Below are 26,772 nucleotides of genomic sequence, written 5' to 3'. Positions count from 1 at the left end.
CCCGGTCCATCAATCGGGATATTTTATTTTAGGGCTCAACGGTAAAGTGATGATCACAGCTGTTGTAAAGGCATCCTCATGGACTAATTTTTCAATGGCCAGGGACGCTATTGGACTTGAGTAATTACTATTGATGATATTGATTCTCTCAAGAACCCCCTTTAAGCCAAATGAACTCTGTTTAAACGCAGAAGATTTAAGGTTTGAATTTTCCTTGAAGCCTAAGCCATTATCCATTATTTTGATGATAATCTTGTTTTCATCTTCCTTGATGACAATCTTGATCAATCCCTTTTTCTTTTTTAAATGGCGAACCCCATGGTGAACGGCGTTTTCAACGACAGGCTGAATTAGCATGGAAGGAATTTTAATATCATCATTATTTAGATTATCATCCAAAGCGATATCAAAATCAAATGCATGGTTAAAACGTTCCTGTTCGAGTTCCAGATAAAGTTTTAACAACATAATTTCAGATTTTAAACTCACGGTAGAAAATTGAGAATTCTCTAGTACCAACCGACTGATACTGGCAAATTTTTGAATCAGGTCGCTGGCGCTTTTACTATCTTTTTCGACCACATACGCTTCAATGGAATTCAAGACATTAAAGATAAAATGAGGATTCATCTGGGAGCGGATGGCCTTCAACTCACTTTCATAAAGTTTCTGCTTATAATCATTTTCAAGTCGTTCCTGTTTCTCTTTTTCAATATCTGCAGCTTGCTCTTTGATTTTTATCTCATTCCGGATCAACTCTTCCTTCAAATTCTTATTATAATCAGCTTGGAGCTTATTGATCTTCTTATGTTCTTTGATTCTATAAAGGAAAAATAAACTAATAATGGAGACAAATAAGAGCACAAAGAAAATTTTAAACCAAATAGTGGCATACCAATGGGAGTCCAGCTTGATTGGGATCTTACTGATTGTTGAAGACCAGTTTCCAAATTGATCTGCTACTCGAACCTGAAAGACATAATCCCCACCTTCCAAATTATTGTATAAGGCCATCAGGTCAGAAGAAGAGCTAATCCAATCTTCATCAAATCCGACTAAACGATACTGGAATTTCAGGTCGGGATTAATAATCTGCTCAGCAGCAGAAAAACTGATGGAGAAGTTGTTTTCATCAGGTTTAAGATGAATACTATTCTTTAACAATTCATAACCACGATCCAGATGCTGCACAGTAAACTTATTGAGCAAAGCCTTGATCTTAGGATCGGTTTCAGCTTGGAACTTAGGCAATGCCCCAGAAATAAGTCCTGAATCTGTACACCAAACAATTCGGTCTGCATCCATAAAGTAATTATGCGTATTTATTTCTTCAGGCGGATAGATTCCAGCAGATTCATTGAGATGGAAAAATTGTTTCTTTTGGGGTTGAAACAGCATGGTACCATCCAAGGATTTCATCCAAAATAAACCATTCTTATCTTGTTGAATTTTGACAGTATACAACCATGGCTGCAAGGATTGTTCAGGATATTGAACAAAATCATAACCTTCAGGAGTTTTAATAATCTCCGCTATCCCAGAGCTGGAATTACAGAACCAAAATCTTTTGTCATGATCAAGGAAAAAGGAAAAGACGGTATTGGATTGAATTGATTTTTCCTTTTTTTGGCCTTGGGAGAATTGCAGAAATCTTGGTTTTATTTTATTTTCCAAGAGCACCAGCCCATAGCCATCCATCCCCAACCAAATAGAACCTTTAGCATCCATTCCAACACAAATTACTTTAGGATCAGGGAGACCATCTGACATAGCAAACAGTTCAATAGTTTTGGATTGGAGATGGTATTTATACAACCCCGAGTTCCAAGACCCAATCCATAAGACCTTCTCTCCTGCAACCGTATCCAATAGAATTGAATTACAGTCTGCTTTTCTGAATCCAAAAACATCTCCTGAGATTTCCAAAGGGACCAATCCAGCCTTAGGATCTACAAATTGGTAAACCCCATTGTCAAGAGTTGAGAAATAGATCCCAGTTTCATTGGCAGTAACCTTTCCAATTTTTAAGGAATTCAACGAATAAGATGACTTTCGAACTTTTAGATCTTCATTTAACTCACCAAAGGAATTTTCGGTTTTATACCATAGCTTCCCTTTCCAGCGAAAAAGTTCTGTAATGGGATCTTTAACCAAATTTGGAATTAAGGTATTGACTTGATTTAATTGGCTAGAATAAAAAAATAAGCCCGCATCACTCGCCATCCAGTAACCATTCTTGACGACACAAAAGTCATGGACGCGCATAGGTTTGGACATCAAAGGCATAAGATCTTTTAAAGTGATATGCTCGACCTTCTGATTATCGATTTGATAGGTATATAACCCATTGGAAACATGACCTATCAAAACTTTATTTTCAACCGGCCAATAAGAGATATTACTGACACTGTTGTCATAATAATTGATGCTTTTGTTCCAACCTAAGATTGAGGTTTGGACCTGTTGAAAGTTGTAATCTGCTGAAATCAGGTCATAATCATAATATCCAGTATAAAATCGATCAGGTCTCAATACTACGCCATCAACTGCATTCTCACCAGGATTTTTTAAGTCGATTTGTTTGGAGGTATGAGTGTTTGGGTTATAATAAATCAATCCATTATAACGGGTTCCCATCCAGATATTTCCTAAGGAATCTTCATCCAAGCTAAAAATAGTGAGGTAATTTTTATTGTCAATTCCAGGGATTGAAATTTGTTTAATTTCTCCTGTTTCAGGGTTCAAGGATTGGAGATCGGTTTCTTGCCCAGAAAAATAGATCAGTCCAGATTTGGATGCCAATACATCATAGAGATTTGTTTTGATCAAGCCCTTATTACTCACCTTTGCCTGATAAGCCTTTAAGTTTTCCCCTTCAGTCTTGGTACGATCATAACAGATCAATCCGCGACTATTGGTGGTTATCCAGATTCTATTTTTCGCATCAATGGTCAAATTTCCTAGATAATTCATTAGGATATCACTATTCCTATCAAATTTGATATGGTTAAAGGAATGTCCATCAAAATAGGAAAGTCCATTTCTGCCACTCATCCAGATTAGACCATTATTATCTTCAGCAATACCATGAATTTCATTACTGCTGAGCCCTTCTTTTTCCGTAAAATGCAAGAAATTATAGATTCGGTTTTGAGACTTCACTCCCGAATACATAAAAACCAAGGAACATAAAATGGACAAAAAAAGTCTAAAATTCATTTTGGCATCAGAATGATGTAAATAACCTATCCATCAATTGCTTTTTTTTATTCGGAGAGACTTCAATCTCGGAACCATCTTCTAACTCTACTGTTCCTCCCTCCCCTTTTCTATATTTAACGACATAATCCAGGTTCACGATGACACTCCGGTTTACTCTAAACAATTGGGTATTCTCTAATAACATTTCAAATTCCTTTAAGGTTCTGGAAACGATTATTTTAGATAAATTATTGAGGTAAAAGATGCTGTAATTGCTCATGGCCTCAATTCTTAGGATATCATCTTTTCTAACCAGGTGTATACCTTCAGCTGTAGGTAAAGCAATCCTACTGGTATGGAGGTGTTTTTCATTGGAATCGGCCTTTTTCAGTTTAACCTTTTGGGAAATCCGAAGTTCAAGCTTAACCATTGCTTTTCGAAGTTCCTCATTATTAACAGGTTTCAAAAGATAATCCAATGCATTGGCTTTGAGTGCATCCAGAGTATAGATATTATATGCAGTCACGAATATGACTTCAAATTCAAATTGACCAAGTTTTTCTAGAAACTCAAATCCATTCATGAAAGGCATTTCAACATCCAGGAAAAGAATGTCACATTCTATTTTCGGAAGTTCTATCAGAGCTTCCTGTGGGTCATTAAATACAGCTTCTACTTGTAGCAATTCCTGGAATTCCTGCAATTTATGCTGCAATAATCCGCTTCCGCGAATTTCATCATCCAAAATTACTGCCTTTATCATACGCTGAACCACTGGTTATTAATAGTTTAGTATGTATAAAGTTATTTTTAATTTTTGAATTATCAGATTAGAATGAGCGAAGTCTGCTTTTTAGATTATCAATAAGGTTAGGTATTGAGCAAAAAAAACTCCCGATTGGGAGTTTCTTATATTTTATTCAGCATTGCCGAGTTGGACAATCCGGTCAAACTCTTCAGCTTTTAAAGGCATTACGGAAAGTCTTCCTTGACGAACCAAAGCAATATCCTGAAGTAAAGGGTCGGCTTTGATGGTTTCCAAGGTAACTGGATGTTTAAAGGTTTCTACTGGAGCCAGGTCCACGACTACCCAGCGTTCATCTTCAGTAGTAGGGTCCTGGTAGAATTCTTTGATTACCTTCGCCAAGCCAACGACTTCTTTACCCTCATTACTATGATAATAGAGAACCAAATCTCCTTTTTTCATAGCTTTCAGATTATTTCTGGCTTGATAATTACGAACCCCATCCCAGAAAGTTTCCCCATCCTTGTTAAATTGTTCCCAACTATACTTAAATGGTTCAGATTTCACTAAAAAGTAATCCATTTTACATTTTCATTTTGCCAATTACGGAATTGGCGGATTCAATTCAATTAATTTTGTTGTTCTAAGATTTCCATCTTATCGGCATAATGAGCGCAATAATCGCGTAAATCACCAATAATCTTTTCAGCCATTGGGTCACCGCCAGATGATCTTAGGAAAGAATCTCCTAAAGTTTGTAGGGTTTCATAAAAGAAACGTTTCATTTCATCATAAGGCATATCCTTCGTCCAAAGGTCGATTCTTAGGGAGTTTTTATATTGGGCATCCCAAAGAGCTAAGAACATCGCTTTTGCGGGCAGCTCTTCTGCATTTTGTCCATCCGTTGAACTCCACTGAATAGTATCAGGCACATTGTTATCATCTAACTCGATTTGGAGTTTGATCTCTGCTTTCTTCATATCTAAAACTGTAATTTTATTAACATTGAAACAATTCCCACGACCAGAATAAACCCTATTTGCATCATCCATAATCGCTGAACATTCTTGGTCCATAAACGGAAAAGGATGTCTACGACAATTAATACAATGGATAAAATAATAAGCATTCCCCAAGAGAACAAAGGTTTTTCACCGGTTCCCATTTCAGAGACTGCCCAGACCAAAATACAAGCTAGTGTTATATTCAGGGGGGTTAATTTCATCTCTTTTTCCCTGGTTTATTGTTCCCTTTATTTCCAGGTTTTGCTTTTCCACGGCTTGATTTTCTGGCGTTGTTCGCTTTAATCACATATTTCTTCTCGTGGAAGGCACCTTTGAAATCAGGGTCATCTTTTTTCTTCTGATTATCTATTTCCCTAGCGATGGACTGTTTTTCATCGAAAGGTGTTTTTTCAACAATGACATCCGCCGGCAATTCCTTGACAGGAATAGATTGTCGGATAAGTTTTTCAATTTTTGAGATGTAATATTCCTCAGCAGGATTACAAAATGTAATGGCATCTCCGGTTTGGAATGCTCTACCTGTACGTCCAATTCGATGTACATAATCTTCGATTACGATTGGTACATCAAAATTAATCACGTGACTGACTTGAGAAACATCTAATCCACGAGCAGCAACATCCGTTGCCACCAAAATCCGTACTTCACCATCTTTAAAGGCGTTGATGGAGTTAATTCTGGTATTCTGCCCCTTATTAGCATGAATTACCCGAACATCATCAGGACCATACTTACGTTCCAAGAAAGAATATACACGGTCAGCAACAACCTTTGTCTTACAAAAAACGATGATTCTATTGAAGGTTTCATCATCTTTAAAGAAATGTTGCAATAAATTGATCTTTGTTTTCAGATTTGGAACATGATACAGTTCCTGAGTCACTGTTTTTGCTGGAGTTGCTTGTTCTGTTACCTCAATGACGGTTGGAAAAGCCAAGAAGTCACCAGCGATTTTTCTAACCAATTCACTCATTGTCGCTGAGAACAATAAGTTTTGTCTTTTTCTAGGGACAATTTCAAGGATTCTATGGATTTTTCCAATAAATCCCATGTCCATCATTTTATCGGCTTCATCAAGAACGAGGAATTTCAAGCTTTTCACATTAATATCCCCTTCCAGATATAGATCTAGGAAACGACCTGGAGTAGCGACGATAATATCGCAACCATTTTTAAGGAGTTCTTTTTGAGTTTTAGGTCCCAAACCGCCATATAAAAGCACGGTTCTAAGATCTAAATATGTTGAGAACTGTTTGATATGTTCTTCAATCTGCATTGCCAATTCTCTGGTTGGGCTTAAAATTAAGGCTCTAGGATCATTTCCTTGGGCATATTTCAGCTTCATCAACATAGGTAGGACAAATGCAGCGGTCTTACCGGTTCCGGTTTGCGCAATTCCCATTACATCCTGTCCAGCGAGGATTGGAGTAATTGCTTTTTCCTGAATCTCAGTGGTGGTTGTATACCCTGCTTCAGCTATAGCATTTAGGATTTGCTTATTAAATTTAAAGTCTTCAAATGACGCCATCTCGGCAAAGATAGTTAAATCCAAGGACATGCATGGCGCTGATTTCCTTACAAATCATTTTGATTTGCGCATAAATTCCAGCAAATTTGTTTACCAATAAAAAGGTTGATATGAAAAAACTAGTATTACTATGTGTGCTAACGCTCGTTAGTACCTTCTCATTTGCAGATGAGGGCATGTGGTTCCTGATGCACCTAAAGCGTCTGAACGAAGCTGACATGCAAAAGAAAGGCTTGAAATTAACAGCCGAAGAAATTTATAGCATCAATAATTCCAGCTTAAAAGATGCTATCGTACAATTTAATGGTGGATGTACCGCTGAGATTGTATCTGGAAGTGGTTTAGTATTTACCAACCACCACTGTGGTTATGGTGCGATTGCTGAATTATCAACTCCTGAACACGATTACTTAACCAATGGATTTTGGGCTAAAAATCACAGTGAAGAATTAAAGCCTAAATCTTTATTCGTACGTTTTTTCGTACGTATGGATGATGTTTCAAAACGTATCTTGGGCTTAGTAAACGACAAGATGTCGGAAAAAGAGCGTGAGAAAGTAATCAATCAAGAGATTGCAAAAATTCAACAAGAAAACAGTGAGGGTGGAAAATATGTAGTTTCAGTTCGTCCATTCTACAATGGCAATGAATATTACTACTTCGTTTATCAAGATTTTACTGACGTTCGTTTAGTAGGTACTCCTCCGAGCAGCATTGGTAAATTTGGTGGTGATACAGATAACTGGGAATGGCCACGTCATACAGGTGACTTCTCTATATTTCGCGTTTATGCCGATAAAGATGGTAATCCAGCTGCTTATTCAAAGGATAATGTTCCCTTGAAACCAAAAAGATTCTTACCTGTAAGTATCAAAGGATTCCAAGATGGAGATTTCTCGATGATCTTAGGTTACCCAGGTCGTACAAACCGCTGGATGAATGCAGCAGGTATTGACCAGAATGTAAACTATGCATACCCTGCATGGGTTGAAGCTTCAAAAGTAGGTATGGATGCCATGAAAAAATACATGGATAAAGACCAAGCTGTAAAATTAAACTATGCTTCTAAATATTCAGGAGTTGCCAACTACTGGAAGAATAGACAAGGGATGATCGATGCCTTGAAAAAACACAAGACAGCCGCAGCAAAGCGTAAGCAAGAGAAGAAATTCAACAAATGGGCAAACCGTGCTGAGAACAAGGAGAAGTATGGTAATGTTATAGCTGTAATCAATGATTACTATGCAAAAACAAATGATAAGGCGAGACAAGACAACTATTTAGTTGGTATGTTACGTTCTTCGACATTTGCAGCTATGCCGGCTTCATTAGGCGCTGGTCTAAAACAATATGCTCAGGAAAATGAAGCTAAGCGCAAAGAGATGGCTCCACGTTTGGAGGCATTTATTGCAGACAACTATGAAAAGGCTCATATGCCTTTAGAGGTTGATGTTTTAGCAGATGAGTTAAACTTATATGCTGCAAAAGGTGGCGAAATTTCAACTTATGTTCGCGATATGGCGAGCAAAAACGGTGGAAACTTCCAATCAGATATTCAGTCAGCATTTGATAATTCTGTATTTGGTTCACAAGCAAAATTAGCAGAGTACCTAAAGAATCCTAAGGCAGAATTAATTGATTCTGATCCTCTTTACAAGCTATCTTCAGCATTGATGGATAAATACCGTGAGACTTCTCCAGAGGCAGAAAAAATGAACGATGAGTTCTTGACTGCATCCCGCAAATATATCGCTGGAGTATTGGAAATGGATCCAAATGGTAAATATTATCCGGATGCGAACTCGACTTTAAGATTGACTTATGGTACCATTCGCGCCCTTCCGAAAGATAAAAGAAACGATGCTAAGCAAAATTTTTATACCACATTGAAAGGTACTATTGCAAAATATAAACCTGGAGATGAGGAATTCGATTTACCTAAAAAGTTAATGGAATTATATGAAAATAAGGACTTTGGACGTTATGCAGATAAAGCAGGTTATCTCCCAGTTAACTTTTTAAGTGATCAGGATATTACCGGTGGTAACTCAGGATCCCCAGTTTTAAATGGTAATGGAGAATTAATTGGCTTGGCTTTTGATGGAAATATTGAAGCAATGGCCGGAGACGTGATTTTTGATCCTAAGTTGCAACGCACTATTTCGGTTGATATCCGATATGTTCTTTTCATAATTGACAAGTTTGCGGGAGCACAAAACATTATTGACGAATTGAAAATAGTAGAGTAGATGCCACAAAAAAGGCGTTTATAACACAAAAAAACATTTTAAAATTCGCATTGTTTGCTTTCCTTTTGTATATTTATGATATATTAGAGAATTAATTAAGAAAAACTAAAATTATATTAATTAAAAAATGGAAAACTACACTAAATTAAAAGAGCTAGTAGCTTCAATCGAAGCTGACGCAGAAAAATTCTTCAATAATGGAAACTCTGCAGCAGGAACACGTGTTCGTAAAGGGTTACAAGAAATCAAAACTTTAGCTCAAGACATTCGTAACGAAGTTACTTCTAAGAAAAACGATTCAAAGAAATAATTCGTTGAATTAGAGCATAAAAATCCCGGTTTTAAAAAGCCGGGATTTTTTTTTGTCTTCAACCATGATTTGGAGGATTGGAGGATTGGCCAGGATAATGGTGGGAAGGATATGGTCTGAAAGGCTAATAACTGAAACGGGAAACTGTATTTGGGGATTGATAAACGTCGAAATATTGAAACGGGAAACGCTATTTGGAATTGATGAAAGTCGAAATATTGGAACGTGAAACGCTATTTTTGATTGATGGAAGTCGAAATACTGAAACGGGAAATGCTATTTGTGATTGATGGAAGTGGAAATATTGAAACGGGAAACTGTATTTGGGGACAGGCAGGAAGTCTAAATACTAAATACTCTCTACTAAATACTAAAAGAAAGAGCCAAATAAATTTGGCTCTTTGCATCATCATTAATTGAGTTACTTAATATATAAAATTTGTTGGAATTAGAGTAGCATGGCGGCCATGATTAGGCTGAACTGTTTGTCGGTCATCCAGCGGCCGAAGATTTCTTTAAAGCGAACTCTGGCTTCTTCGCGGGTCATGGTTTCAGCTTTCTTTTTGAAAATATTGGAGTTGACCGTTGTTGCAGTCATCTCAACCTTGGTGGCGTAGATGTTGAAGTGTTGCTCTGGAACTACTAAGCCTAGAATCATACCTGGCAATCCATGTACGGTACTCGGAGCTGCAGAGGTAGGGATTTGGTCAGTATAGAAAGCAACGACGTACACAGAGTCTAAAGTGACTCCGTTGGCTCTTCTACAATCGTAGCCTGCAATGTTTCGGTACTCATTGGTGATTTTCCATTTCACATTGGTCAAAGAGTCCTTTATGTTGACTTGAGATCCACCCATTTCCATGGTCAATAAGGATTCATTCTTATCCAAATTCTGATAGATCTTAGCGCCATAATCCAATAATCCCATTCTCAATAAATTGGAAACTAATTGGGATTGTTCCTTTTCTACGGGCTCTACACTGATTTCAGGACCACTAAATGAAAGTTTCTTGGTTAATACCGCTGTTTCAGGAGCTTTCGTCATCATTTCTTCAAAATACTTTTTGGAGAAATTATCATCCTTTAAAGTTTGAAGATGTCTACGCATCAGATTCTTGACGTGAACCGTTTTATCGTAAGTGATTACCCCTTGCTCAGGGAAAAATGCGTATTGTGCCTTAGCAAATCCCATACTTAGGATTGCTAATAATATGGTTGTGATAATATTTTTCATTTTCATAATTACTCAGCTCCTTTCATTGATGTAAACTCCCAAGTCAATTTCAACATGTAATATCTAGAGATATTATTGAATGTTTGTTGGGTAAATCCTTGACCAGTCTGTCTTCTGCTAAAGCCAACATTCTGGTTAAATAAGTCATTCACATAGAAGTTAACAGTCAGGTTTTCATTCTTCATGAACTTCTTCTGTATTCCTGGATTAAACTTAAGACGGCTGAAATCTGTTGGTAAAGTTTTTGTCGCAGCTTCATATTCGAAATTGATCTCTCCAGTAAATTGAATCTTGGCTGGTAGGTAATAAGTGTATCTACCGTAAGAATCAAAAGTAAAACCTGAGGAGTTCAATTCTGGATTTAAAGTTGTTTCCATCACTCTGTACCCTGGAGAAAAACTGATATTAAAGTCAAATCCCTTGGTCGTACTTTTTTGAAAACCAATATCTCCACTGAATCCATAGCTGATATTTTTATTTTCTTCAAATTCATTAGGATTCGCAGCATTGGTTAAATCCTTGATTTTATTATAGTAATTATTCAAGTTACCATTTGCACCAAGGCTCATTTTGATCTGATGCTTTTTGATAAGATCGAAGAAGTAACCACCGTATAAATAACCGTTTAACATGGCTTTATCCGAGTTCACATAGTACATTTCACGACGTGAAGAAGGATAAATTACCACATCTGTTTGAATTGCATCTAAGGTTTGAGTCAAACCAATTCCAGAATAGATATTCTTACCTTTCAACATATCATAGTAAAAATAGTTCAGGTTGAAATTGTTGGATACTGAAGGCTTTAATTCTTCATTTCCAAAATACTGGTTCATTTGATCCTCATTTTGTCTAAGCGGTTGAATCTGAAACAAAGAAGGTAATGAATTTGATCTGTTATAGGACAAGTTCAATGACTTTGCTTTTGAGAAATTATATCTGAAACGAGCTCTTGGATTGTAAGTCAAGTAATTTCTGCTCATTTCATTATTCTGCAAGTTATTTTTCTGATACATATCATCATGTCTGATATTGTTGGTCAGATTGAACTCGATTTTTTCAGCCTTATAGTTAAAGGTTAGATTAGCTGCATTACGAACGGTATTGAAGTTAAAATCATTACTGAAGATATCATCAAACTCTGTGTAATTACCATCAGCATCTTTATTATAGGCACTATTTACCGAATGGGCTTTTGAGTTGGTGTATTCATAACCTAAAGCCATATTGATTTTCTTGGAAATAGGTTCTGAATATGTTGCACCAGCCATAATAGAGCTAGTATTCGACGTGTTATCCTTAAACTGGTCAACCAATTGTTCCTGGTTAGTAACTTTATCTACCAAAGAAGAGTTGAGGAACATATCCGTTTCAGACTTCCCATTATTTCCAGTGAACTTCATACTGAATGAACGACCTTCTTTGGCGAATTTTCTAGTGAAGTTTGCATCGTAATTGAAATCATTACTATTGGAAGTGATATCTTGTGTTCTATCATTTTCCGATCTTAATACCCCATCCAAATAACTTTCCCCTTTCAAAGAAGTGTTATTTTCATTTTTCATTTTCGAAGCCGCAACACGTAAGGTCAAGGTCGTTAATGAGTCGATTTTATAATCATATTTGGTATTAAAACGGTGTCCTAAACTTTTGGAAGCATCTTGATTACTGTTTTCAGAATAGGAAAGACCATCTTTTAATGCTGTCTGATTAATGGAATTGGTGGTCACTTCATTTTCTGCTAAACCATATTTATAGTTTAAGTTCAGTTTATGATTTTTTTCTTTCCAAGCATCCATAAAGGAAACACCAGCTGTTAATACGCGAGGTTGTCCTCTATTGGTATTGTTGAGAAAGCCCCCGCCACCAGTTATCATAATTCCACCATCATCAAGAACAGTAACATTACTATTATCAATACCAAATTTTTCAGCTTCACGCCAATCTAAATCCGTTGTACCATTATTTGAGGTAATTCCGAAAGCAGAGATTTTCTGAGAGCCTTTGAATTTATTGACAGCTGCTTTACCCATGTAATATCCGGATTTATTATCCAGACCGCCGCCGCCTTCTAATAAGCCAAACATTCCGTTTTTAGCGTCTTCTTTTAATTTAACATTAATGGTTTGTATGCGTTGGCCATCATCCACCCCAGTACGTTCCGCTTCTTCGGATTTCTTTTCAAAAACCTGAACCTTATCTACCATATCCGAACGAATATTTCGGGTTACCAATTTCGGGTCATCACCAAAGAATTCTTCCCCATCGACCAGTACTTTTTCTACGGTCTTACCTTGAGCAGTGATTTTACCACTCGCATCGACTGAAATCCCCGGTAGAACCTTTAATAGATCTTCCACCTTGGCATTCTTCTCGGTAGTAAAGCTGGAGGCATCATATTCTACGGTATCCCCTTTGATTACGATTGGAATTTTACCAGTTACCAAAACCTCTTCGATTAAGTTGGCGGCACTTTGTAAACCGATTTCACCGAGGTTTTTATTGCCGGAGCCTTTATTAATAGTTTCAAAAAAGTCTCCGAATTTGGGATAACTCACAATGAGCAAATAATCCGAAGTATCAGGATTATTTAAGGTGAATTTACCATCTTGATTAGCACGTGTAAAGTCGACCAAAATGGAGTCTCTGGCATGCAAGAGCATGACTGATGCGTTAGTAAGTTTTGTTTTGTCAGTTTCATCAACGACTGTTCCCGTGATTTTGGTCTGGGCAAAACTTGCAAGTGAAAATAAACCGAAGGAAAGGCTTAGAATTACTTTGGTTAGTAGTTTCATAAAAAAGTTAAAGTTTCAAATCAAATAAAGGCAAAGCTAAATTATCACTATTGTGAGAAATAAAAGGAAAATGTAAAGTATTTAACAATCATTTAACACAAGACCATTAAGAATGAGTTTTCATTCATTAAAATTTTCTAAAATAATATGTCGGAGGAAGAAAGGAAAAGTTACATCTTTTGTAAAAATATATTTCATTACCTTTGTAAAAACACTTTTGAAATGCAAAAAATCAAAGACTATGTAGAAGCAAACAAAGATCGCTTCTTAGAAGAATTATTTGAATTACTGCGCTTTCCATCAGTTAGTGCTGACCCACAGTATAAGGAAGGTGTACTAAATACGGCAGAATTTGTAGCTCAAAAACTTAAGGATGCTGGCGCAGACAAGGTAGAAATTTGTCCTACTGCAGGTTATCCTATCGTATATGGGGAGAAAATCATTGACCCAAGCTTACCGACAGTTTTAGTTTATGGACACTATGATGTTCAACCGGCAGATCCTATTGAATTATGGGAGACTCCACCTTTTGAGCCTACTGTTCGCGATGGTAAAATTTATGCTCGCGGTTCAGCGGATGACAAAGGACAATTTTACATGCACGTAAAGGCGTTCGAATACATGATGAAAGAGAATGAATTAGCATGTAATGTGAAATTCATGATCGAAGGCGAGGAAGAAGTTGGTTCAGCGAACTTAGGCATTTTCGTGAATGCAAATAAAGAGCGCTTAAAAGCAGATGTAATCGTAATTTCCGATACATCCATGATCAGCTTGGAAAACCCATCCCTAGAAACTGGCTTACGTGGTCTTTCATATGTAGAAGTAGAAGTAACTGGTCCAAACCGTGATTTACACTCTGGTGTTTATGGTGGTGCAGTTGCCAATCCAGCGACAATTCTTTCAAAAATGATTGCTTCCTTACATGATGAGAACAATCATATTGCCATTCCAGGTTTCTACGATGATGTTTTGGAATTGACCGAAGCAGAGCGTAAAGCATTGAATGAAGCGCCTTTTGATGTTCAAGAATATGAGCAAGACTTAGGAGTTCAGGAATTATGGGGTGAAAAAGGTTTCACTACGATTGAACGTACAGGTATCCGTCCTACATTGGAAGTTAATGGAATCTGGGGTGGATATATCGGAGAAGGTGCAAAAACAGTATTGCCATCGAAAGCATTTGCGAAGATTTCAATGCGTTTAGTACCTAATCAAAACTCTGAGCGTATCACTAAATTGTTCAAGGAACATTTTGAGAAGATTGCTCCTAAATCAGTAAAAGTAGAGGTTAAACCGCATCACGGAGGTGAACCAGTGGTTACACCTACAGATAGTATCGCTTACAAAGCTGCTGAAAAAGCATTGGAAGATACTTTCAATAAAAAACCAATCCCAACAAGAGGTGGAGGATCCATTCCAATTGTTGCTCTATTCGAAAAAGAATTAGGAATTAAAACTGTTCTTTTAGGATTCGGTTTAGATTCAGATAACCTACACTCTCCTAATGAGAAGTATGGAATCGAAAACTACTTGAAAGGAATTGAAACTATTCCTTTATTCCATAAATATTATGCGGAATTAAGTAAATAAAATAAAAAGCTTCACAATCGTGAAGCTTTTTATATTTTTATACCATCGCAAAACGATGTTATAGGAAGATATGTTAATAATTTTAAAGAAAATCCATAGGTTATTATATTTTATATCTGTCCTATTTTTCTTTTCATTAAGTTTTCCCATTCTCTATTTCCTTTCGAAGAATCCTATTAAGCATTATTCGGCGATTGTTTGGTTTCGCAAATGGATATCCATCCTGAGTGTACATTTAGTTGGAATACGGTTCAAAATCCATTATGAAGAACCGATAGACTGGTCAATTCCCTATATCATTTGCCCCAACCATACATCCATTCTTGATATCACGGCATTAACTTATTTATGTCCGCAGGAATTTTCGTTTGTTGGAAAAGTTGAATTGCTTAAGAATCCTGTAACCCGGATATTTTTTAAATCCATAGATATTCCCGTAAATCGCACGAGTAAGATATCGGCATTTAAGGCTTTTAAACGGGCGACAGAGTTATTGAAAGAAGGAAAATCTGTAGTTATCTTTCCGGAGGGGAAAATTGATGAGGAATATCCACCCAAACTTCATAGTTTCAAAGCTGGGGCATTTAAGATGGCCTTAGAAAACCATACTCCTATCCTACCTGTAGTCATCCACAATGCCTGGGAAATATTGTTTGATGATGGTGCCAGGTTTGGCTCCAAACCCGGAGTGATTCATATCTCAGTCCTTAAACCAATCAACTATCATCCGAGTCAAAGTCAAAAATATGATTCCATTGAAATGGAAGTTTATGAAAAAATGAAAAAAGTTTGGAATCAGGGACATTAATTTTACGAATTCTTTTATTTTAATAAACTGAATTACTGCAAGATAAGGTTATTAACAAAGAATTAAAGATAATTTACTTGCATTAGTTAAATTAAATATTATTTTTGCGAAAACGTGAAACTTAATTAAAGAGATATGTATTGGACACTTGAATTAGCTTCTCATTTAGAAGACGCTCCATGGCCAGCGACAAAAGACGAATTAATAGATTACGCTATTCGCTCAGGAGCACCAGTTGAAGTAATTGAGAATCTTCAGGCGTTGGAAGATGATGGTGAACCTTATGAAAACATTGAGGAAATCTGGCCAGATTATCCAACTAAAGATGATTTCTTTTTCAACGAAGACGAATATTAAAAATCGGTATAGAAAGCGCCTTGATGAAGGGCGCTTTTTTATTAATGCTTCGTAAATTAATGCAATGGATTAATCCTTTTGTTATTTATTTGGTCAATAGAACGACAATAGAAAATAAAGAATGAAACATTATTTAATTTATTTTTTCCTTTTATTAACTCCTATCCTATCATTTGCTCAGCATGAGCATGAGGAAGAAGAACAAATGGAAAGTAATTTTAACAGTCTCGATATTGCTACGGATTTTATTTATGACCTAAATAATAAGGAAATTCCTTTGGATGTAATTTTGAGTAAGTGGGTAAATGTTGAGGAGCCTTCGGATGAATTATATGACTATCTGGAAGTCAGCTTGGAGGAAATCCGGTTGAATCTGACCAGTAAGAATATAGATCAGATTGAGATCAAAAACTACAGCCAATTACCGCGAAAGGAAGTTCGTGATATCGACCCAGAGGGTTTGAATGTTAATGACATGTACTTTATCTATTATAAAAATAGATTGGTTACCAGTATCTATGTTGAAGGCGACAAGATCGGATCATTCACTTTGGTTTCCAAGGGAGATGAGCGCGCACATTTTGTCCTATATTAACAAATAATCATTTTTTCTTAGGATTTCTTGCAATTATCAAAAACATCTAGGATATTTGTTAAACTAACGATGAATACAATTCAATTCAATACAACTTGGTGGTGGCACAACAAATAATGTTGTGGCAAACACCTATTGGTTGAATTAAAGAACTAAATAATAGTGGGCTTGCCTTGTTGGCAAGCCCTTTTTTATTACAAAATATGAAAGAAATTCTAGCGCATTTATTTGAATATAAGTCCTTCAGCAGAAAGGAAGCTTATGACATCCTGACTAACATTGCTACCGGGAAATATGATAATCATCAGATAGCGGCCTTTATGACCATCTATGGAATGCGCAGCATCCGGGTTGAGGAATTAGGTGGCTTCCGAGATGCGATGTATGACCTATGCAATAAGGTTGACTTTAACGGTTATGAACTGATTGACATGTGTGGAACAGGTGGTGATGGCAAAAACACTTTCAATATTTCAACCTTGGCCTCATTTGTGGTGGCTGGAGCGGGATATCATGTTGCAAAACATGGGAATGTGGGCGTATCGTCCAGCTGTGGGTCTTCAAATGTGATGGAATATTTAGGTTATACCTTCACAACTGATAAGGATGTTTTGGAAAAACAGTTGGAAACCTCCAATATCTGTTTTCTACATGCGCCATTATTTCATCCAGCGATGAAAACTGTAGCTCCTATCAGAAAGGCACTGGCCGTAAAAACCTTCTTTAATATGCTTGGTCCATTAACCAATCCTGCAAATCCGAAGTTTCAATCCGTAGGTGTTTTTAGTTTAGAACTTGCGCGTTTGTATGCTTATTTATATCAAAATACCGATAAACAATATAGTATCATGCATGCCCTGGATGGTTATGATGAGATTTCCTTGACTGGAGATTTCAAGGTGATCAACAATCAGGGTGAAAACTACTTTACAGTTGATGAATTAGGATTTACGGCAGTTGATGCGAATGACCTAGCAGGCGGAGATAGTATCGAAGATGCTGCAAAAATATTCAGGCAGATCATTGAAGGAAAAGGAACAGATATTCAAAACAATGTCGTATTGACAAATGCAGCTTTCGGAATTAAGACATTCCACCCGGAGAAAAGCTTTGGCGATTGTTATTATGAGGCTGAAACCTCTTTGTTGGGGCTAAAAGCATTGAACAGTTTTAAAACATTAGTTAATGCCTAAAGAACTATTGATCAAGGTTTGCGGAATGAAGGAGCCAGATAATATCTTACAGCTTCTGGAACTTCCTATCCAGTATATGGGGCATATTTTTTATCAGAAATCAGCTCGATATGTTGGAGACCTAGCCAACCTTGATATTTCAAAAAACATAAAAAAAACAGGAGTTTTTGTAAACTCAAGTATTGCAGAGATACTGGAAAGTGTAAATAGGTTATCCCTGAAAGCCGTCCAATTGCATGGAGATGAAACAGCGGAAATGGCATCTGCCCTAAAGTCCGAAGGATTGGAAGTGATAAAAGCTTTTGGAATTGATGAGGAATTCGATTGGAACCAATTGGAATCCTTTGTGGACCATGTGGATTTTTTCCTGTTTGACAGTAAAAGCCCGGCTTATGGCGGAACGGGAAAAGCTTTTAACTGGCAAAAGCTGAAGGAATACCCTATTGAAAAACCATATTTTTTAAGTGGAGGGCTATCCTTGGAGAATCTTGAGGAGGCCATAAACTTTGAAGATAAAAGATTAGTAGGTCTGGATTTGAATTCGAAGTTTGAAATCGAGCCAGGTCTTAAAGACATTGAAAAATTAAAATTAGCATTGAAAATCATACGAAATGAGCAAATATCAAGTAAATAATAAAGGATACTACGGACCATTTGGAGGGGCCTATATTCCTGAGATGCTGTACCCGAATGTTGAGGAATTGCAACAGCAGTATTTGGAGATTATGGAAGATCCTTCCTTCAAGCAGGAATTTGAGTACTTATTACGTGATTATGTAGGCAGACCTTCCCCCTTATATCATGCTCAAAGGCTTTCGGAAAAATACAATGCGAAGATTTTCTTAAAACGTGAGGATCTAAACCATACAGGAGCCCACAAGATCAATAATACAATTGGTCAGATATTGTTGGCAGAGCGTTTGGGCAAGAAGCGGATTATTGCGGAAACCGGAGCAGGACAACATGGGGTTGCGACAGCGACAGTTTGTGCTTTGAAAGGTCTTGAATGTGTGGTATATATGGGCGAGATTGATATTCAGAGACAAGCACCAAATGTTGCCCGCATGAAGATGATGGGGGCAAAAGTTGTGGCAGCGACTTCTGGAAGTAAGACTTTAAAGGATGCAACCAATGAAGCCTTGCGGGATTGGATCAATAATCCAGTGGATACGCATTATATAATTGGTTCAGTGGTAGGGCCACATCCTTATCCGGATATGGTTGCTCGATTTCAATCTATTATTTCTGAGGAAACCAAGAAACAACTTTTAGAGAAAACGGGGAAAACGACTCCTGATATTGTGATGGCATGTGTTGGTGGTGGATCAAATGCTGCGGGAATGTTTTATCATTTCTTGGATGATGAGGATGTCCAACTGATAGCGGTTGAGGCTGCAGGTCATGGCGTTGATAGCGGAGAGTCGGCAGCAACAACTGTATTAGGGAATGAAGGGGTACTACACGGTAGCCGTTCTATATTAATGCAGACAGAGGATGGACAGGTGATTGAGCCTTATTCCATTTCTGCAGGATTGGATTATCCTGGTATTGGACCGCAACATGCATGGCTATTTAAATCAGGGCGCGGAACCTACGTGAGTGCAACAGATGATGAGGCTATGCAGGCAGGATTGCAATTGACAAAACTAGAGGGAATAATTCCTGCCATCGAAAGTTCGCATTCCTTGGCTCACTTGGAAAAGATGAACTTCAAGGGAGATGAGACAGTTGTTATCTGTCTTTCGGGACGTGGCGACAAGGATTTGGATAATTACATGAAATACTTTGGCTTTTAATATGATTCAATTAAATAAACAAGCAAACGGATTGCTTTCCATATATTTTACTGCAGGCTACCCATCATTGGATAGTACGCTAGATATCGCCGAGGCTTTAGAAAAAGCAGGTGCTGATTTTTTAGAAATTGGTTTCCCATATTCTGATCCTGTTGCTGATGGTCCAACCATTCAACATAGTTCAGAGGTAGCATTAAAGAATGGGATGACCTTAAAGGTCTTGTTTGAACAGCTGAAAGATCTTCGAAAAAGAGTTTCTATCCCTGTTTACCTCATGGGTTATGTAAATCCTGTTATTCAATTTGGTGTTGAAAATTTCTGTAAGGCCTGTAAGGAGGTTGGTGTTAATGGTACTATTATCCCTGATTTGCCGATGTATGAGTATGAGGAATTGTATCAAGGAGTTTTTGAGGAGAACAATGTTAGCAATGTATTTTTGGTAACTCCGCAGACATCAGAGGACCGCATCCGCAAAATTGATTCACTTTCCACCAGTATTATCTATTTATTATCCTCGAATGCAACCACAGGAACGAAATTAAATGTTCAGGAGCAATCAGAGACGTATTTTAAGAGGATCAAGGAAATGGATTTGAAGAATCCTATTGTGATAGGGTTTGGGATCCATAACAAAGATACCTTTGAGAAGGCAACAAAATATGCAAATGCTGCCATCATTGGAACTGCCTTTGTTAAGTTATTATCAGAGGAAGATTATTTAAAAAAGATTCCGGAATTTATTAGTTCGATAAAAGGATAAGAAAAAGGGGCTGTCTAAAAAGGTCTCTAAAAAAAAATAACCCCGTCATTAAAAAATGGCGGGGTTTTCTGTTTTTTGTCCTTAAGATTTAGTATCTTAAGGTGCACCCAAAAAACAATATGGCAAACATACAATTCAAAGCTCTTCCATCCAATAGTCCGAGTCTATTTCCTGAAAATATTTTTGATCGTATTCCATTGAACCATCCTGTTCGGTTGGTGAATCAGGTTGTTGATCAGTTGGATCTGGATCATATTATCCGACTTTATAAAGGGGGAGGCACTACTAGTTTCCATCCCCGGATGCTCATCAAAGTGTTGTTCTACGCCTATTTAAGCAATATCTATTCTTGCCGAAAGATTGAACGCGCCTTACAAGAGAACATCTATTTCATGTGGCTTTCTGGCAACAGTACCCCTGATTATCGTACGATCAACTATTTCAGGGGGAAGCGTCTTAAGGGGCAAATACAGGAGTTGTTTGCAAGTATCGTCCGGATGTTACATGAAATGGAGTACGTCAGCCTGAAAGTTCAGTATGTTGATGGTACCAAGATCGAATCTGCAGCTGGTCGTTATACGTTTGTATGGAAGAAATCGGTTGAGAAAAACAAGGTAAAGTTAGAAGCGAACATCGCTTCGGTTCTTGCCGATATTGATGCGCAGATTACCCAAGACCAATCTACATTAGGCAATCAAGAAGTTAGCAAGGCTATCGACAGCACGCAGCTGAAGGAAAAGATCAAAGCGATCAATGCAAAGCTCAAAGTGGCCAATAAGTCTACCGATAAGCAGCTTAAGAAACTCGAAGATGACTACTTGCCACGATTGCAGAAATATGAAGAACAGCTGAAAATACTAGGGGATCGCAATAGTTATAGTAAGACCGATACCGATGCTGTGTTTATGCGCATGAAAGAGGATCACATGAAGAACGGTCAACTCAAACCCGCCTACAATACACAGATCAGTACCGAGGAACAGTTCATCACCCATTACAGTATCCATCAGACTACCGCAGACACGACAACCCTACCGGAACATTTGGAAGGCTTTGAGTCCCGTTACGGAAAACAAAGTGAGTCAATCGTCGCAGATGCCGGATATGGCAGTGAGCAGAACTATGAGTTGTTGGAAGGACAGGATATAACCGCTTTTATCAAGTACAATTACTTCCATATGGAGCAGAAGCGAAAGCATAAGCAGGATCCTTTTTCGGTACAGAACCTATATTACAATGATCAGGAGGATTTTTATGTGTGTCCGGCAGGACAGAAACTAAGCTTTGTCGGACAAACAACCAGGGTCAGTACCAACGGATATGCCGCCCAGGTGAGCTGCTATCAAGCTCAGCGATGTGAGGGCTGTCCGATGCGTGATGGGTGTCATAAAGCACAGGGCAATCGTCTGATTGAAGTCAATCACCGCCTTGCTTGGCTCAAGGCTAAAGCTAGAGAAAGACTACTATCGACACAAGGGCTATACCATCGAAGCAAAAGACCCGTGGAAGTCGAAGCGGTATTTGGACAGATGAAAAGCAACAACAAGTTTACCCGCTTTAGTATGAAAGGACTCGAGAAAGTTACTGTGGAGTTCGGATTGATGGCTATTGCCCATAACCTAAGAAAATGGGCAAAAAAGTGGGAAAGCAAAACTTTAATTGGTAAACCTGGTGGCAACAACTCCCTATTTGCGATAAATCAAGCTATCAGCGTGATGAAAAGTACAGAAAATCGACTTGCAGCTTAATATTGTTTAAAATATAATTGAGATCAAGAAAGGTATTAAAACAAAAGAAGGTGCCTTTTTAGACACCTTCTTTAATGTGTTCATTTTTGTCTGAATTTTTAAGCTCATCAAAAAATTCATGGCTTAGAGATATCAAAAAGCCATGAATTACTATTAATTAACTCTTCTCAGAATTTTGTTGAATAGGAAAATTACCAAGATTCCTGCTGATACAAGACTTACCAAGCCAAAATATAGCAGATTTGGATGTGCAGCTATTGTTTCCATAAAAAAAGGTTTATAAAGTACTAAGTCAATTCTAATATAAATAGTGTGAATTCTTTTGACAAGAAAAATTTACAATTAATTATCCACATATTAATATTGAGTTCCTTATATTTGGGGTCGTCATGAGAAAAATTGTAGCCATATGCTTACTATTGATTTATTCTGTATGTAGTACAGGAGCTAGTATACATATGCACCATTGTGGAAAAAGTACTCAATTTTCTGTTTTGGAGGAAGCTAAAGTATCACATGACAGTTGTCCGATGTGTATAGATTTGCATAAAGACCATGACCATTCTCATGATGAGAGCAAGTCACAATGTGAGGACGACCATTCTTGTAAAGATTCCAAGGTAGATTTAGAACTGACTTCTGAGAATGACCAAACCCGGTCTAAGATGTTGTTCGGAAGTATTTTTGACTTTTCACCAGCCATAGTTTTAATTCCATGGATTTTAAACCAATGGGAATTAGTCTTAAATGAAAAGCCGGAGGAACCTCAACCTTCCAAGCCCGCCTTATTCGCGGAAAACCACTCTGTATATCTTATTAACTGTAGTTTCATCATTTGATTATTAATAATCTCAAAATCGAGTTTGAACTTTTTGAATTATTAATAACAATGATATAATGCACATTTTTAGATATTTATTCGTATTTATTTTTATTGCTGTGGGCACAGCTGTGAATGCCCAAAACACGACAATCACTGAAAGCTTCAAAGTTTCTGGTAATTGTGCCATGTGTAAGAAGAGAATTGAAACTGCTGGAAAAGATGCCGGTGCTAAATCTATTGATTGGGATGTACAATCCGGAATGGCGAAGGTAAGCTTTGATTCTAGCAAAACTTCATTAGACAAGATAAAGCAGGGAATTTCCGCTGCGGGCCATGACACTAAAGAGTTTAGAGCTCCTGACAAAGTATATGAAGAGCTCCATGAATGTTGTCTCTATTCAAGAATGGACGATGAAGAAAATCATCAGCATGATGAACATGCTGATCATGACCATGATCATTCTGAAGATGGTCATTCACATGAGGGTGAAGAACATAAGCATGATGAAGATGGCGGTCATAACCATGATCACGACCATGAAGTCACTGGAGTTGTGGTTAATGAAAATGACAAAGGTGATTTAACTCCTATTGCTGAAGTCACTATTTTTTGGGCGGACAACCCTTCAAAAAAAGTGAAAACAAATGAAAACGGCGTGTTTAAAATCATGCACCAAAAGCCTTATAGAAACTTGGTTATTTCCCATGCGAGTATGCAAGGAGATACTATTGAGGTAAAGAATCTGCATGAGGTATTGGTCGTTCAAGCTAAGAACAACCGCCTTCAGGAGATTGTCATCAGTAAAAAACAGAAGTCCAATTACATTTCGAAACTGACTCCTAATCGCGTTGAGACCATAACAGCAAAAGAATTATTCAAAGCGGCATGTTGTGATTTAAGTGAGAGCTTTGAGACCAATGCTTCTGTTGACGTAGTGAGCAGTGATGCCGTAACGGGAAGTAAGCAAATTCAGATGTTAGGTCTTGCAGGGATTTATACGCAAATGACCGTAGAAGGCTTACCAGGACCAAGAGGATTTGCCGCGCCATTGGGATTGAACAGTATTGCAGGGACCTGGATCGAAGCCATTAATATCAGTAAGGGTATCGGTTCTGTAGCCAATGGATTTGAAAACATGGCTGGACAGATTAATGTGGAACTCAAGAAACCTCATAATAGCGAGAAGTTATTTTTTAATGCCTACGCCAATAACATGGGACGTACGGATATTAACCTGAACTTAGCCCATCATATCAATGAAAAGTGGTCAGTTGGATTATTATTACATGATAACTTCATGTATAATAAAAAGATGAACTTCAGTGATAATGGTTTTCGAGATATGCCTGTAGGGAATTTGTTTTCCGGAGTCAATCGTTGGCATTTTGAAAATGGCAAGGGAATCATTGCGCAATTCGGAATCAAATTTCTACATGATGATCGTGTTGGTGGACAGATTGATTTTAATGAAAGCACTGATAAATTCACTACCAATAAATACGGATTAGGGTTCAAAAACCAACGTATTGAGGGATTTGGTAAGCTAGGCTATGTATTCCCTACGAATAAACACCGTAGTATCGGTTTGCAATTATCTGCGAGCCAATACAAACAAGAAAGTTTCTTTGGCTTGAACTCCTATGATAATGAACAGAATTCCTACTATGCAAATCTATTGTTTCAGGACATCATAGGTGATGTTGCTCACAAGTATAAAGTTGGAGCTTCAATTCAATATGATAAATATGATGAGGAACTGAAACGCGTTAATTCTAGCGATGATTTCGACTACAACTTTGGTAGAAAGGAAGCGGTATCAGGAGTTTTTGCAGAATATACCTTTAGTCCTAGTGAAAAATTTGATGCTGTTTTAGGGATTCGTCAAGATTACAACAATCTTTATGGTTGGTTTACCACACCTAGAGCAGTATTACGTTATGAGCCTATACTTGGGACAACCCTTCGTTTGAGTTCAGGAAGAGGACAACGCACAGCGAACATCTTTGCGGAAAACTTGGGAATATTTGCATCTAGCCGTAGTATCGCGGGCTTAGCAAACCTAGCCAATGGCGAGGGAGCTTATGGATTAAAACCAGAGGTATCTTGGAATACTGGTTTTACCATTGATCAAAGCTTCCAATTGTTCGGAAGAGAGTCTGGAGTATCGGTAGAATTATTCCACAATAATTTCCAGAATCAAGTGGTAGTTGATTTTGAAAATCCCCGAGAGGTATCATTCTACAATCTTGATGGCAAATCGTATTCAAATAGTCTTCAAGCAGAATTCAGGTTTATGCCTGCAGCACATTTTGAAGCAAGAATGGCTTACCGTATGTTGGATGTAGAGACTGAATTTAAATCAGGTAGTTTGCAAAAACCATTGACTGCGAAACACCGTGGATTTATGAATCTAGCTTATAATACCCACTCAGGTTGGCATTTTGATTATACCTTGAATGTGGTTGGAAAGAAAAGGTTACCAAATACGAGTAGCAATCCAGTAGAATATCAATTGGCAAATTATTCTGATGCTTATGTAACGATGAACGCTCAGGTGAGCAAAACTTTGGGTAAGAATAAAAACATAGATATCTACATTGGTGGGGAGAATTTGAGTAATTTTTACCAAAAAGATCCTATTCTAGCTTTTGACCAACCATTTGGACAACATTTTGACACCAATATGCTTTGGGGACCAATTGCAGGTAGAATGTTCTACACTGGAATTCGTTATCACATTAAATAAATTTAATTCAATGAAAAAGGCGGGAAATATTCCCGCCTTTTTTTGGTTATATACCAAACATTTTCTTGAGTTCTTTCTGCAATCTGGCAGTTGGTAGACCAATTACATTTTCATAAGAACCTTCAATTCTTTCAATGGCAATCCTACCTATCCATTCCTGAATTCCATAGGATCCTGCTTTATCCAGTGGATGATAATGATCCACATAATAATTTATTTCCTCGGTACTTAGCTTATTGAACCAAACTTTAGTTTCTTCCACAAAGGAACAGACTTGGTCTTGATACTTTATTGCCACTGCTGTAAATACCTTATGATCATTCTCACTGAGTCCAGCAATCACCGCTTTTGCTTCAGCCTCATCTTTAGGCTTACCAATAACAGCAAAATTATGATCAACTACAATGGTATCTGCACATATAATAAGCTTATCATAATAAGAAGGCTCATTAAATGCCGCAAGCTTTGCTTCAGCAATATGTTTTACAATTTCAATCGCATTTAATTCGGGATCAAAGGATTCATCAGTCTCCCTAACCTCAATTGAAAAATTAAGATCCATTGACTTAAGAAGCTCCTTACGTCGCGGAGATTTGGATCCTAAAATGATTGGAATTGACTTTAATCTATCTTGGATAATCATTAAACACTTTTTATTTCAGTTTGAACACCCCAACGCCCCTTAAGTTTTAAGATTTTTTCCAGGACATCGCGCACAACTCCTTCACCTCCATTTTTTGGTGACATATAGTGTGAAATGGTTTTGATATCATCAACAGCATCATTTGGACAAACGGCAACTCCTACCACTTGCATAACCTCATAATCAGGCATATCATCCCCCACATACATCAAGTCATGTAAATTCAATTGATACTTTTCTGTCAGTTGATTGAGGACATCCATTTTATTCTTCACCCCTAAATGGATCTCGGTAATTCCCAAACCTTGCAATCTTTTTCTAACCCCTTCAGAACTTCCTCCAGAGATCACCCAAATATCCAAGCCCATTTTGATTGCTAATTGCATAGCATATCCGTCCTTAACAAAAAAGCTACGCAACTGTTCTCCGGCTTCGGTTACTAGTAACCGGCCATCTGTCAATACACCATCAACATCTAATACGACTGCTTTAGTCGCAGCAAACTTCTTTAATATCATATTTAATCAATATGTTCAAAATTAAATAAATTATAGAGACGAATTTCTTTAAAACTTAATTCGATTACGCCATTTATTTATTTGTTTAAACACTTAAATCAGAG

General features: G+C 37.4%; 22 protein-coding genes. 13 read left to right on the top strand and 9 right to left on the bottom strand.

Annotation, left to right across the window (positions count from 1 at the left end):
- Positions 1–9: 9 nt before the first annotated feature.
- From ACF3OC_RS02635 to ACF3OC_RS02615, 5 genes are all read right to left on the bottom strand, one after another.
- Entirely contained in the window at positions 10–3,219 is a 3,210-nt protein-coding gene (locus ACF3OC_RS02635; protein WP_094280219.1) for a sensor histidine kinase, read from the bottom strand.
- A gap of 7 nt (positions 3,220–3,226) precedes the next feature.
- Positions 3,227–3,964, bottom strand: a complete 738-nt coding sequence (locus tag ACF3OC_RS02630) for a LytTR family DNA-binding domain-containing protein (protein WP_094255470.1) — start codon at positions 3,962–3,964, stop codon at positions 3,227–3,229.
- 153 nt (positions 3,965–4,117) lie between these two features.
- A complete protein-coding gene (locus ACF3OC_RS02625) occupies positions 4,118–4,528 on the bottom strand; it encodes an EVE domain-containing protein (protein ID WP_094255471.1) in 411 nt (136 codons plus the stop codon).
- 47 nt (positions 4,529–4,575) lie between these two features.
- Positions 4,576–4,926: a gliding motility protein GldC gene (gene gldC, locus ACF3OC_RS02620; protein WP_094280220.1), complete on the bottom strand. Its 351-nt coding sequence runs from the start codon at positions 4,924–4,926 to the stop codon at positions 4,576–4,578.
- Positions 4,927–5,167: 241 nt separating this feature from the next.
- Positions 5,168–6,529 carry a DEAD/DEAH box helicase gene (locus tag ACF3OC_RS02615; RefSeq protein ID WP_371128713.1) on the bottom strand — a complete coding sequence of 454 codons (1,362 nt, stop codon included), beginning with the start codon at positions 6,527–6,529 and terminating at the stop codon, positions 5,168–5,170.
- Positions 6,530–6,609: 80 nt separating this feature from the next.
- Between ACF3OC_RS02615 and ACF3OC_RS02610 the strand changes: the two genes are divergently transcribed.
- A complete protein-coding gene (locus ACF3OC_RS02610; protein ID WP_094255743.1) occupies positions 6,610–8,748 on the top strand; it encodes a S46 family peptidase in 2,139 nt (712 codons plus the stop codon).
- A 127-nt stretch (positions 8,749–8,875) separates the two neighbouring features.
- A complete protein-coding gene (locus ACF3OC_RS02605; protein WP_094255474.1) occupies positions 8,876–9,058 on the top strand; it encodes a histone H1 in 183 nt (60 codons plus the stop codon).
- 448 nt (positions 9,059–9,506) lie between these two features.
- Here ACF3OC_RS02605 and ACF3OC_RS02600 read toward each other — a convergent pair whose 3' ends face one another.
- On the bottom strand, positions 9,507–10,292 hold the full coding sequence (locus ACF3OC_RS02600) for a GLPGLI family protein (RefSeq protein WP_179221428.1): 786 nt from the start codon (positions 10,290–10,292) through the stop codon (positions 9,507–9,509).
- A gap of 8 nt (positions 10,293–10,300) precedes the next feature.
- Complete coding sequence (locus ACF3OC_RS02595) at positions 10,301–13,087, bottom strand: outer membrane beta-barrel protein (RefSeq protein ID WP_094280223.1); 2,787 nt, start codon at positions 13,085–13,087, stop codon at positions 10,301–10,303.
- Positions 13,088–13,309: 222 nt separating this feature from the next.
- On the opposite strand from ACF3OC_RS02595, the gene ACF3OC_RS02590 reads away from it, so the two are divergent.
- The 11 genes from ACF3OC_RS02590 to ACF3OC_RS02540 all read left to right on the top strand — a co-directional run bounded on the left by ACF3OC_RS02590 (position 13,310) and on the right by ACF3OC_RS02540 (position 25,507).
- On the top strand, positions 13,310–14,680 hold the full coding sequence (locus ACF3OC_RS02590; protein WP_094255745.1) for a dipeptidase: 1,371 nt from the start codon (positions 13,310–13,312) through the stop codon (positions 14,678–14,680).
- 70 nt (positions 14,681–14,750) lie between these two features.
- Positions 14,751–15,488, top strand: a complete 738-nt coding sequence (locus tag ACF3OC_RS02585; RefSeq protein ID WP_094255477.1) for a 1-acyl-sn-glycerol-3-phosphate acyltransferase — start codon at positions 14,751–14,753, stop codon at positions 15,486–15,488.
- Between the two features lie 135 nt (positions 15,489–15,623).
- Positions 15,624–15,845 carry a DUF2795 domain-containing protein gene (locus ACF3OC_RS02580; RefSeq protein ID WP_002996718.1) on the top strand — a complete coding sequence of 74 codons (222 nt, stop codon included), beginning with the start codon at positions 15,624–15,626 and terminating at the stop codon, positions 15,843–15,845.
- Positions 15,846–15,966: 121 nt separating this feature from the next.
- The gene (locus ACF3OC_RS02575; RefSeq protein ID WP_094255478.1) at positions 15,967–16,440 is read left to right on the top strand and encodes a hypothetical protein; all 474 of its coding nucleotides are present in this window, start codon (positions 15,967–15,969) and stop codon (positions 16,438–16,440) included.
- Between the two features lie 203 nt (positions 16,441–16,643).
- Positions 16,644–17,633, top strand: coding sequence for an anthranilate phosphoribosyltransferase (gene trpD, locus ACF3OC_RS02570; RefSeq protein WP_094280224.1), 990 nt, complete (start codon positions 16,644–16,646; stop codon positions 17,631–17,633).
- Positions 17,626–18,267, top strand: coding sequence for a phosphoribosylanthranilate isomerase (locus ACF3OC_RS02565; protein ID WP_094280225.1), 642 nt, complete (start codon positions 17,626–17,628; stop codon positions 18,265–18,267). Before trpD ends, ACF3OC_RS02565 begins: the two co-directional genes overlap by 8 nt.
- Positions 18,245–19,429: a tryptophan synthase subunit beta gene (trpB, locus tag ACF3OC_RS02560; protein ID WP_094280226.1), complete on the top strand. Its 1,185-nt coding sequence runs from the start codon at positions 18,245–18,247 to the stop codon at positions 19,427–19,429. The genes ACF3OC_RS02565 and trpB overlap by 23 nt, the downstream gene beginning before the upstream one ends.
- Before the next feature lies 1 nt (position 19,430).
- Positions 19,431–20,189 carry a tryptophan synthase subunit alpha gene (trpA, locus tag ACF3OC_RS02555; RefSeq protein WP_094280227.1) on the top strand — a complete coding sequence of 253 codons (759 nt, stop codon included), beginning with the start codon at positions 19,431–19,433 and terminating at the stop codon, positions 20,187–20,189.
- A gap of 119 nt (positions 20,190–20,308) precedes the next feature.
- The gene (locus tag ACF3OC_RS02550; protein WP_277712172.1) at positions 20,309–21,937 is read left to right on the top strand and encodes an IS1182 family transposase; all 1,629 of its coding nucleotides are present in this window, start codon (positions 20,309–20,311) and stop codon (positions 21,935–21,937) included.
- A 389-nt stretch (positions 21,938–22,326) separates the two neighbouring features.
- Positions 22,327–22,776, top strand: a complete 450-nt coding sequence (locus ACF3OC_RS02545; protein WP_144043678.1) for a hypothetical protein — start codon at positions 22,327–22,329, stop codon at positions 22,774–22,776.
- A gap of 58 nt (positions 22,777–22,834) precedes the next feature.
- Complete coding sequence (locus ACF3OC_RS02540; protein ID WP_392470816.1) at positions 22,835–25,507, top strand: TonB-dependent receptor domain-containing protein; 2,673 nt, start codon at positions 22,835–22,837, stop codon at positions 25,505–25,507.
- Positions 25,508–25,553: 46 nt separating this feature from the next.
- On the opposite strand, the gene ACF3OC_RS02535 is transcribed toward ACF3OC_RS02540, so the two are convergent.
- Together ACF3OC_RS02535 and ACF3OC_RS02530 are read right to left on the bottom strand one after the other, a co-directional pair.
- Positions 25,554–26,150, bottom strand: a complete 597-nt coding sequence (locus ACF3OC_RS02535) for a Maf family protein (protein WP_256962490.1) — start codon at positions 26,148–26,150, stop codon at positions 25,554–25,556.
- Positions 26,150–26,668, bottom strand: a complete 519-nt coding sequence (locus ACF3OC_RS02530; protein ID WP_094280230.1) for an HAD family hydrolase — start codon at positions 26,666–26,668, stop codon at positions 26,150–26,152. The genes ACF3OC_RS02535 and ACF3OC_RS02530 overlap by 1 nt, the downstream gene beginning before the upstream one ends.
- Positions 26,669–26,772 lie beyond the last annotated feature (104 nt).

The organism is Sphingobacterium cellulitidis, assembly GCF_043187465.1.
Classification (GTDB): domain Bacteria; phylum Bacteroidota; class Bacteroidia; order Sphingobacteriales; family Sphingobacteriaceae; genus Sphingobacterium; species Sphingobacterium cellulitidis.
Note: the sequence above shows the minus strand (reverse complement) of the source record. Positions and strands in the feature narration are given on the sequence as shown.

Coding starts and splice junctions, on each gene's coding strand:
- ACF3OC_RS02635 (WP_094280219.1), bottom strand. CDS start 3,219: ATGAATTTTAGACTTTTTTTGTCCATTTTATGTTCCTTGGTTTTTATG.
- ACF3OC_RS02630 (WP_094255470.1), bottom strand. CDS start 3,964: ATGATAAAGGCAGTAATTTTGGATGATGAAATTCGCGGAAGCGGATTA.
- ACF3OC_RS02625 (WP_094255471.1), bottom strand. CDS start 4,528: ATGGATTACTTTTTAGTGAAATCTGAACCATTTAAGTATAGTTGGGAA.
- gldC (WP_094280220.1), bottom strand. CDS start 4,926: ATGAAGAAAGCAGAGATCAAACTCCAAATCGAGTTAGATGATAACAAT.
- ACF3OC_RS02615 (WP_371128713.1), bottom strand. CDS start 6,529: ATGTCCTTGGATTTAACTATCTTTGCCGAGATGGCGTCATTTGAAGAC.
- ACF3OC_RS02610 (WP_094255743.1), top strand. CDS start 6,610: ATGAAAAAACTAGTATTACTATGTGTGCTAACGCTCGTTAGTACCTTC.
- ACF3OC_RS02605 (WP_094255474.1), top strand. CDS start 8,876: ATGGAAAACTACACTAAATTAAAAGAGCTAGTAGCTTCAATCGAAGCT.
- ACF3OC_RS02600 (WP_179221428.1), bottom strand. CDS start 10,292: ATGAAAAATATTATCACAACCATATTATTAGCAATCCTAAGTATGGGA.
- ACF3OC_RS02595 (WP_094280223.1), bottom strand. CDS start 13,087: ATGAAACTACTAACCAAAGTAATTCTAAGCCTTTCCTTCGGTTTATTT.
- ACF3OC_RS02590 (WP_094255745.1), top strand. CDS start 13,310: ATGCAAAAAATCAAAGACTATGTAGAAGCAAACAAAGATCGCTTCTTA.
- ACF3OC_RS02585 (WP_094255477.1), top strand. CDS start 14,751: ATGTTAATAATTTTAAAGAAAATCCATAGGTTATTATATTTTATATCT.
- ACF3OC_RS02580 (WP_002996718.1), top strand. CDS start 15,624: ATGTATTGGACACTTGAATTAGCTTCTCATTTAGAAGACGCTCCATGG.
- ACF3OC_RS02575 (WP_094255478.1), top strand. CDS start 15,967: ATGAAACATTATTTAATTTATTTTTTCCTTTTATTAACTCCTATCCTA.
- trpD (WP_094280224.1), top strand. CDS start 16,644: ATGAAAGAAATTCTAGCGCATTTATTTGAATATAAGTCCTTCAGCAGA.
- ACF3OC_RS02565 (WP_094280225.1), top strand. CDS start 17,626: ATGCCTAAAGAACTATTGATCAAGGTTTGCGGAATGAAGGAGCCAGAT.
- trpB (WP_094280226.1), top strand. CDS start 18,245: ATGAGCAAATATCAAGTAAATAATAAAGGATACTACGGACCATTTGGA.
- trpA (WP_094280227.1), top strand. CDS start 19,431: ATGATTCAATTAAATAAACAAGCAAACGGATTGCTTTCCATATATTTT.
- ACF3OC_RS02550 (WP_277712172.1), top strand. CDS start 20,309: ATGGCAAACATACAATTCAAAGCTCTTCCATCCAATAGTCCGAGTCTA.
- ACF3OC_RS02545 (WP_144043678.1), top strand. CDS start 22,327: ATGAGAAAAATTGTAGCCATATGCTTACTATTGATTTATTCTGTATGT.
- ACF3OC_RS02540 (WP_392470816.1), top strand. CDS start 22,835: ATGCACATTTTTAGATATTTATTCGTATTTATTTTTATTGCTGTGGGC.
- ACF3OC_RS02535 (WP_256962490.1), bottom strand. CDS start 26,150: ATGATTATCCAAGATAGATTAAAGTCAATTCCAATCATTTTAGGATCC.
- ACF3OC_RS02530 (WP_094280230.1), bottom strand. CDS start 26,668: ATGATATTAAAGAAGTTTGCTGCGACTAAAGCAGTCGTATTAGATGTT.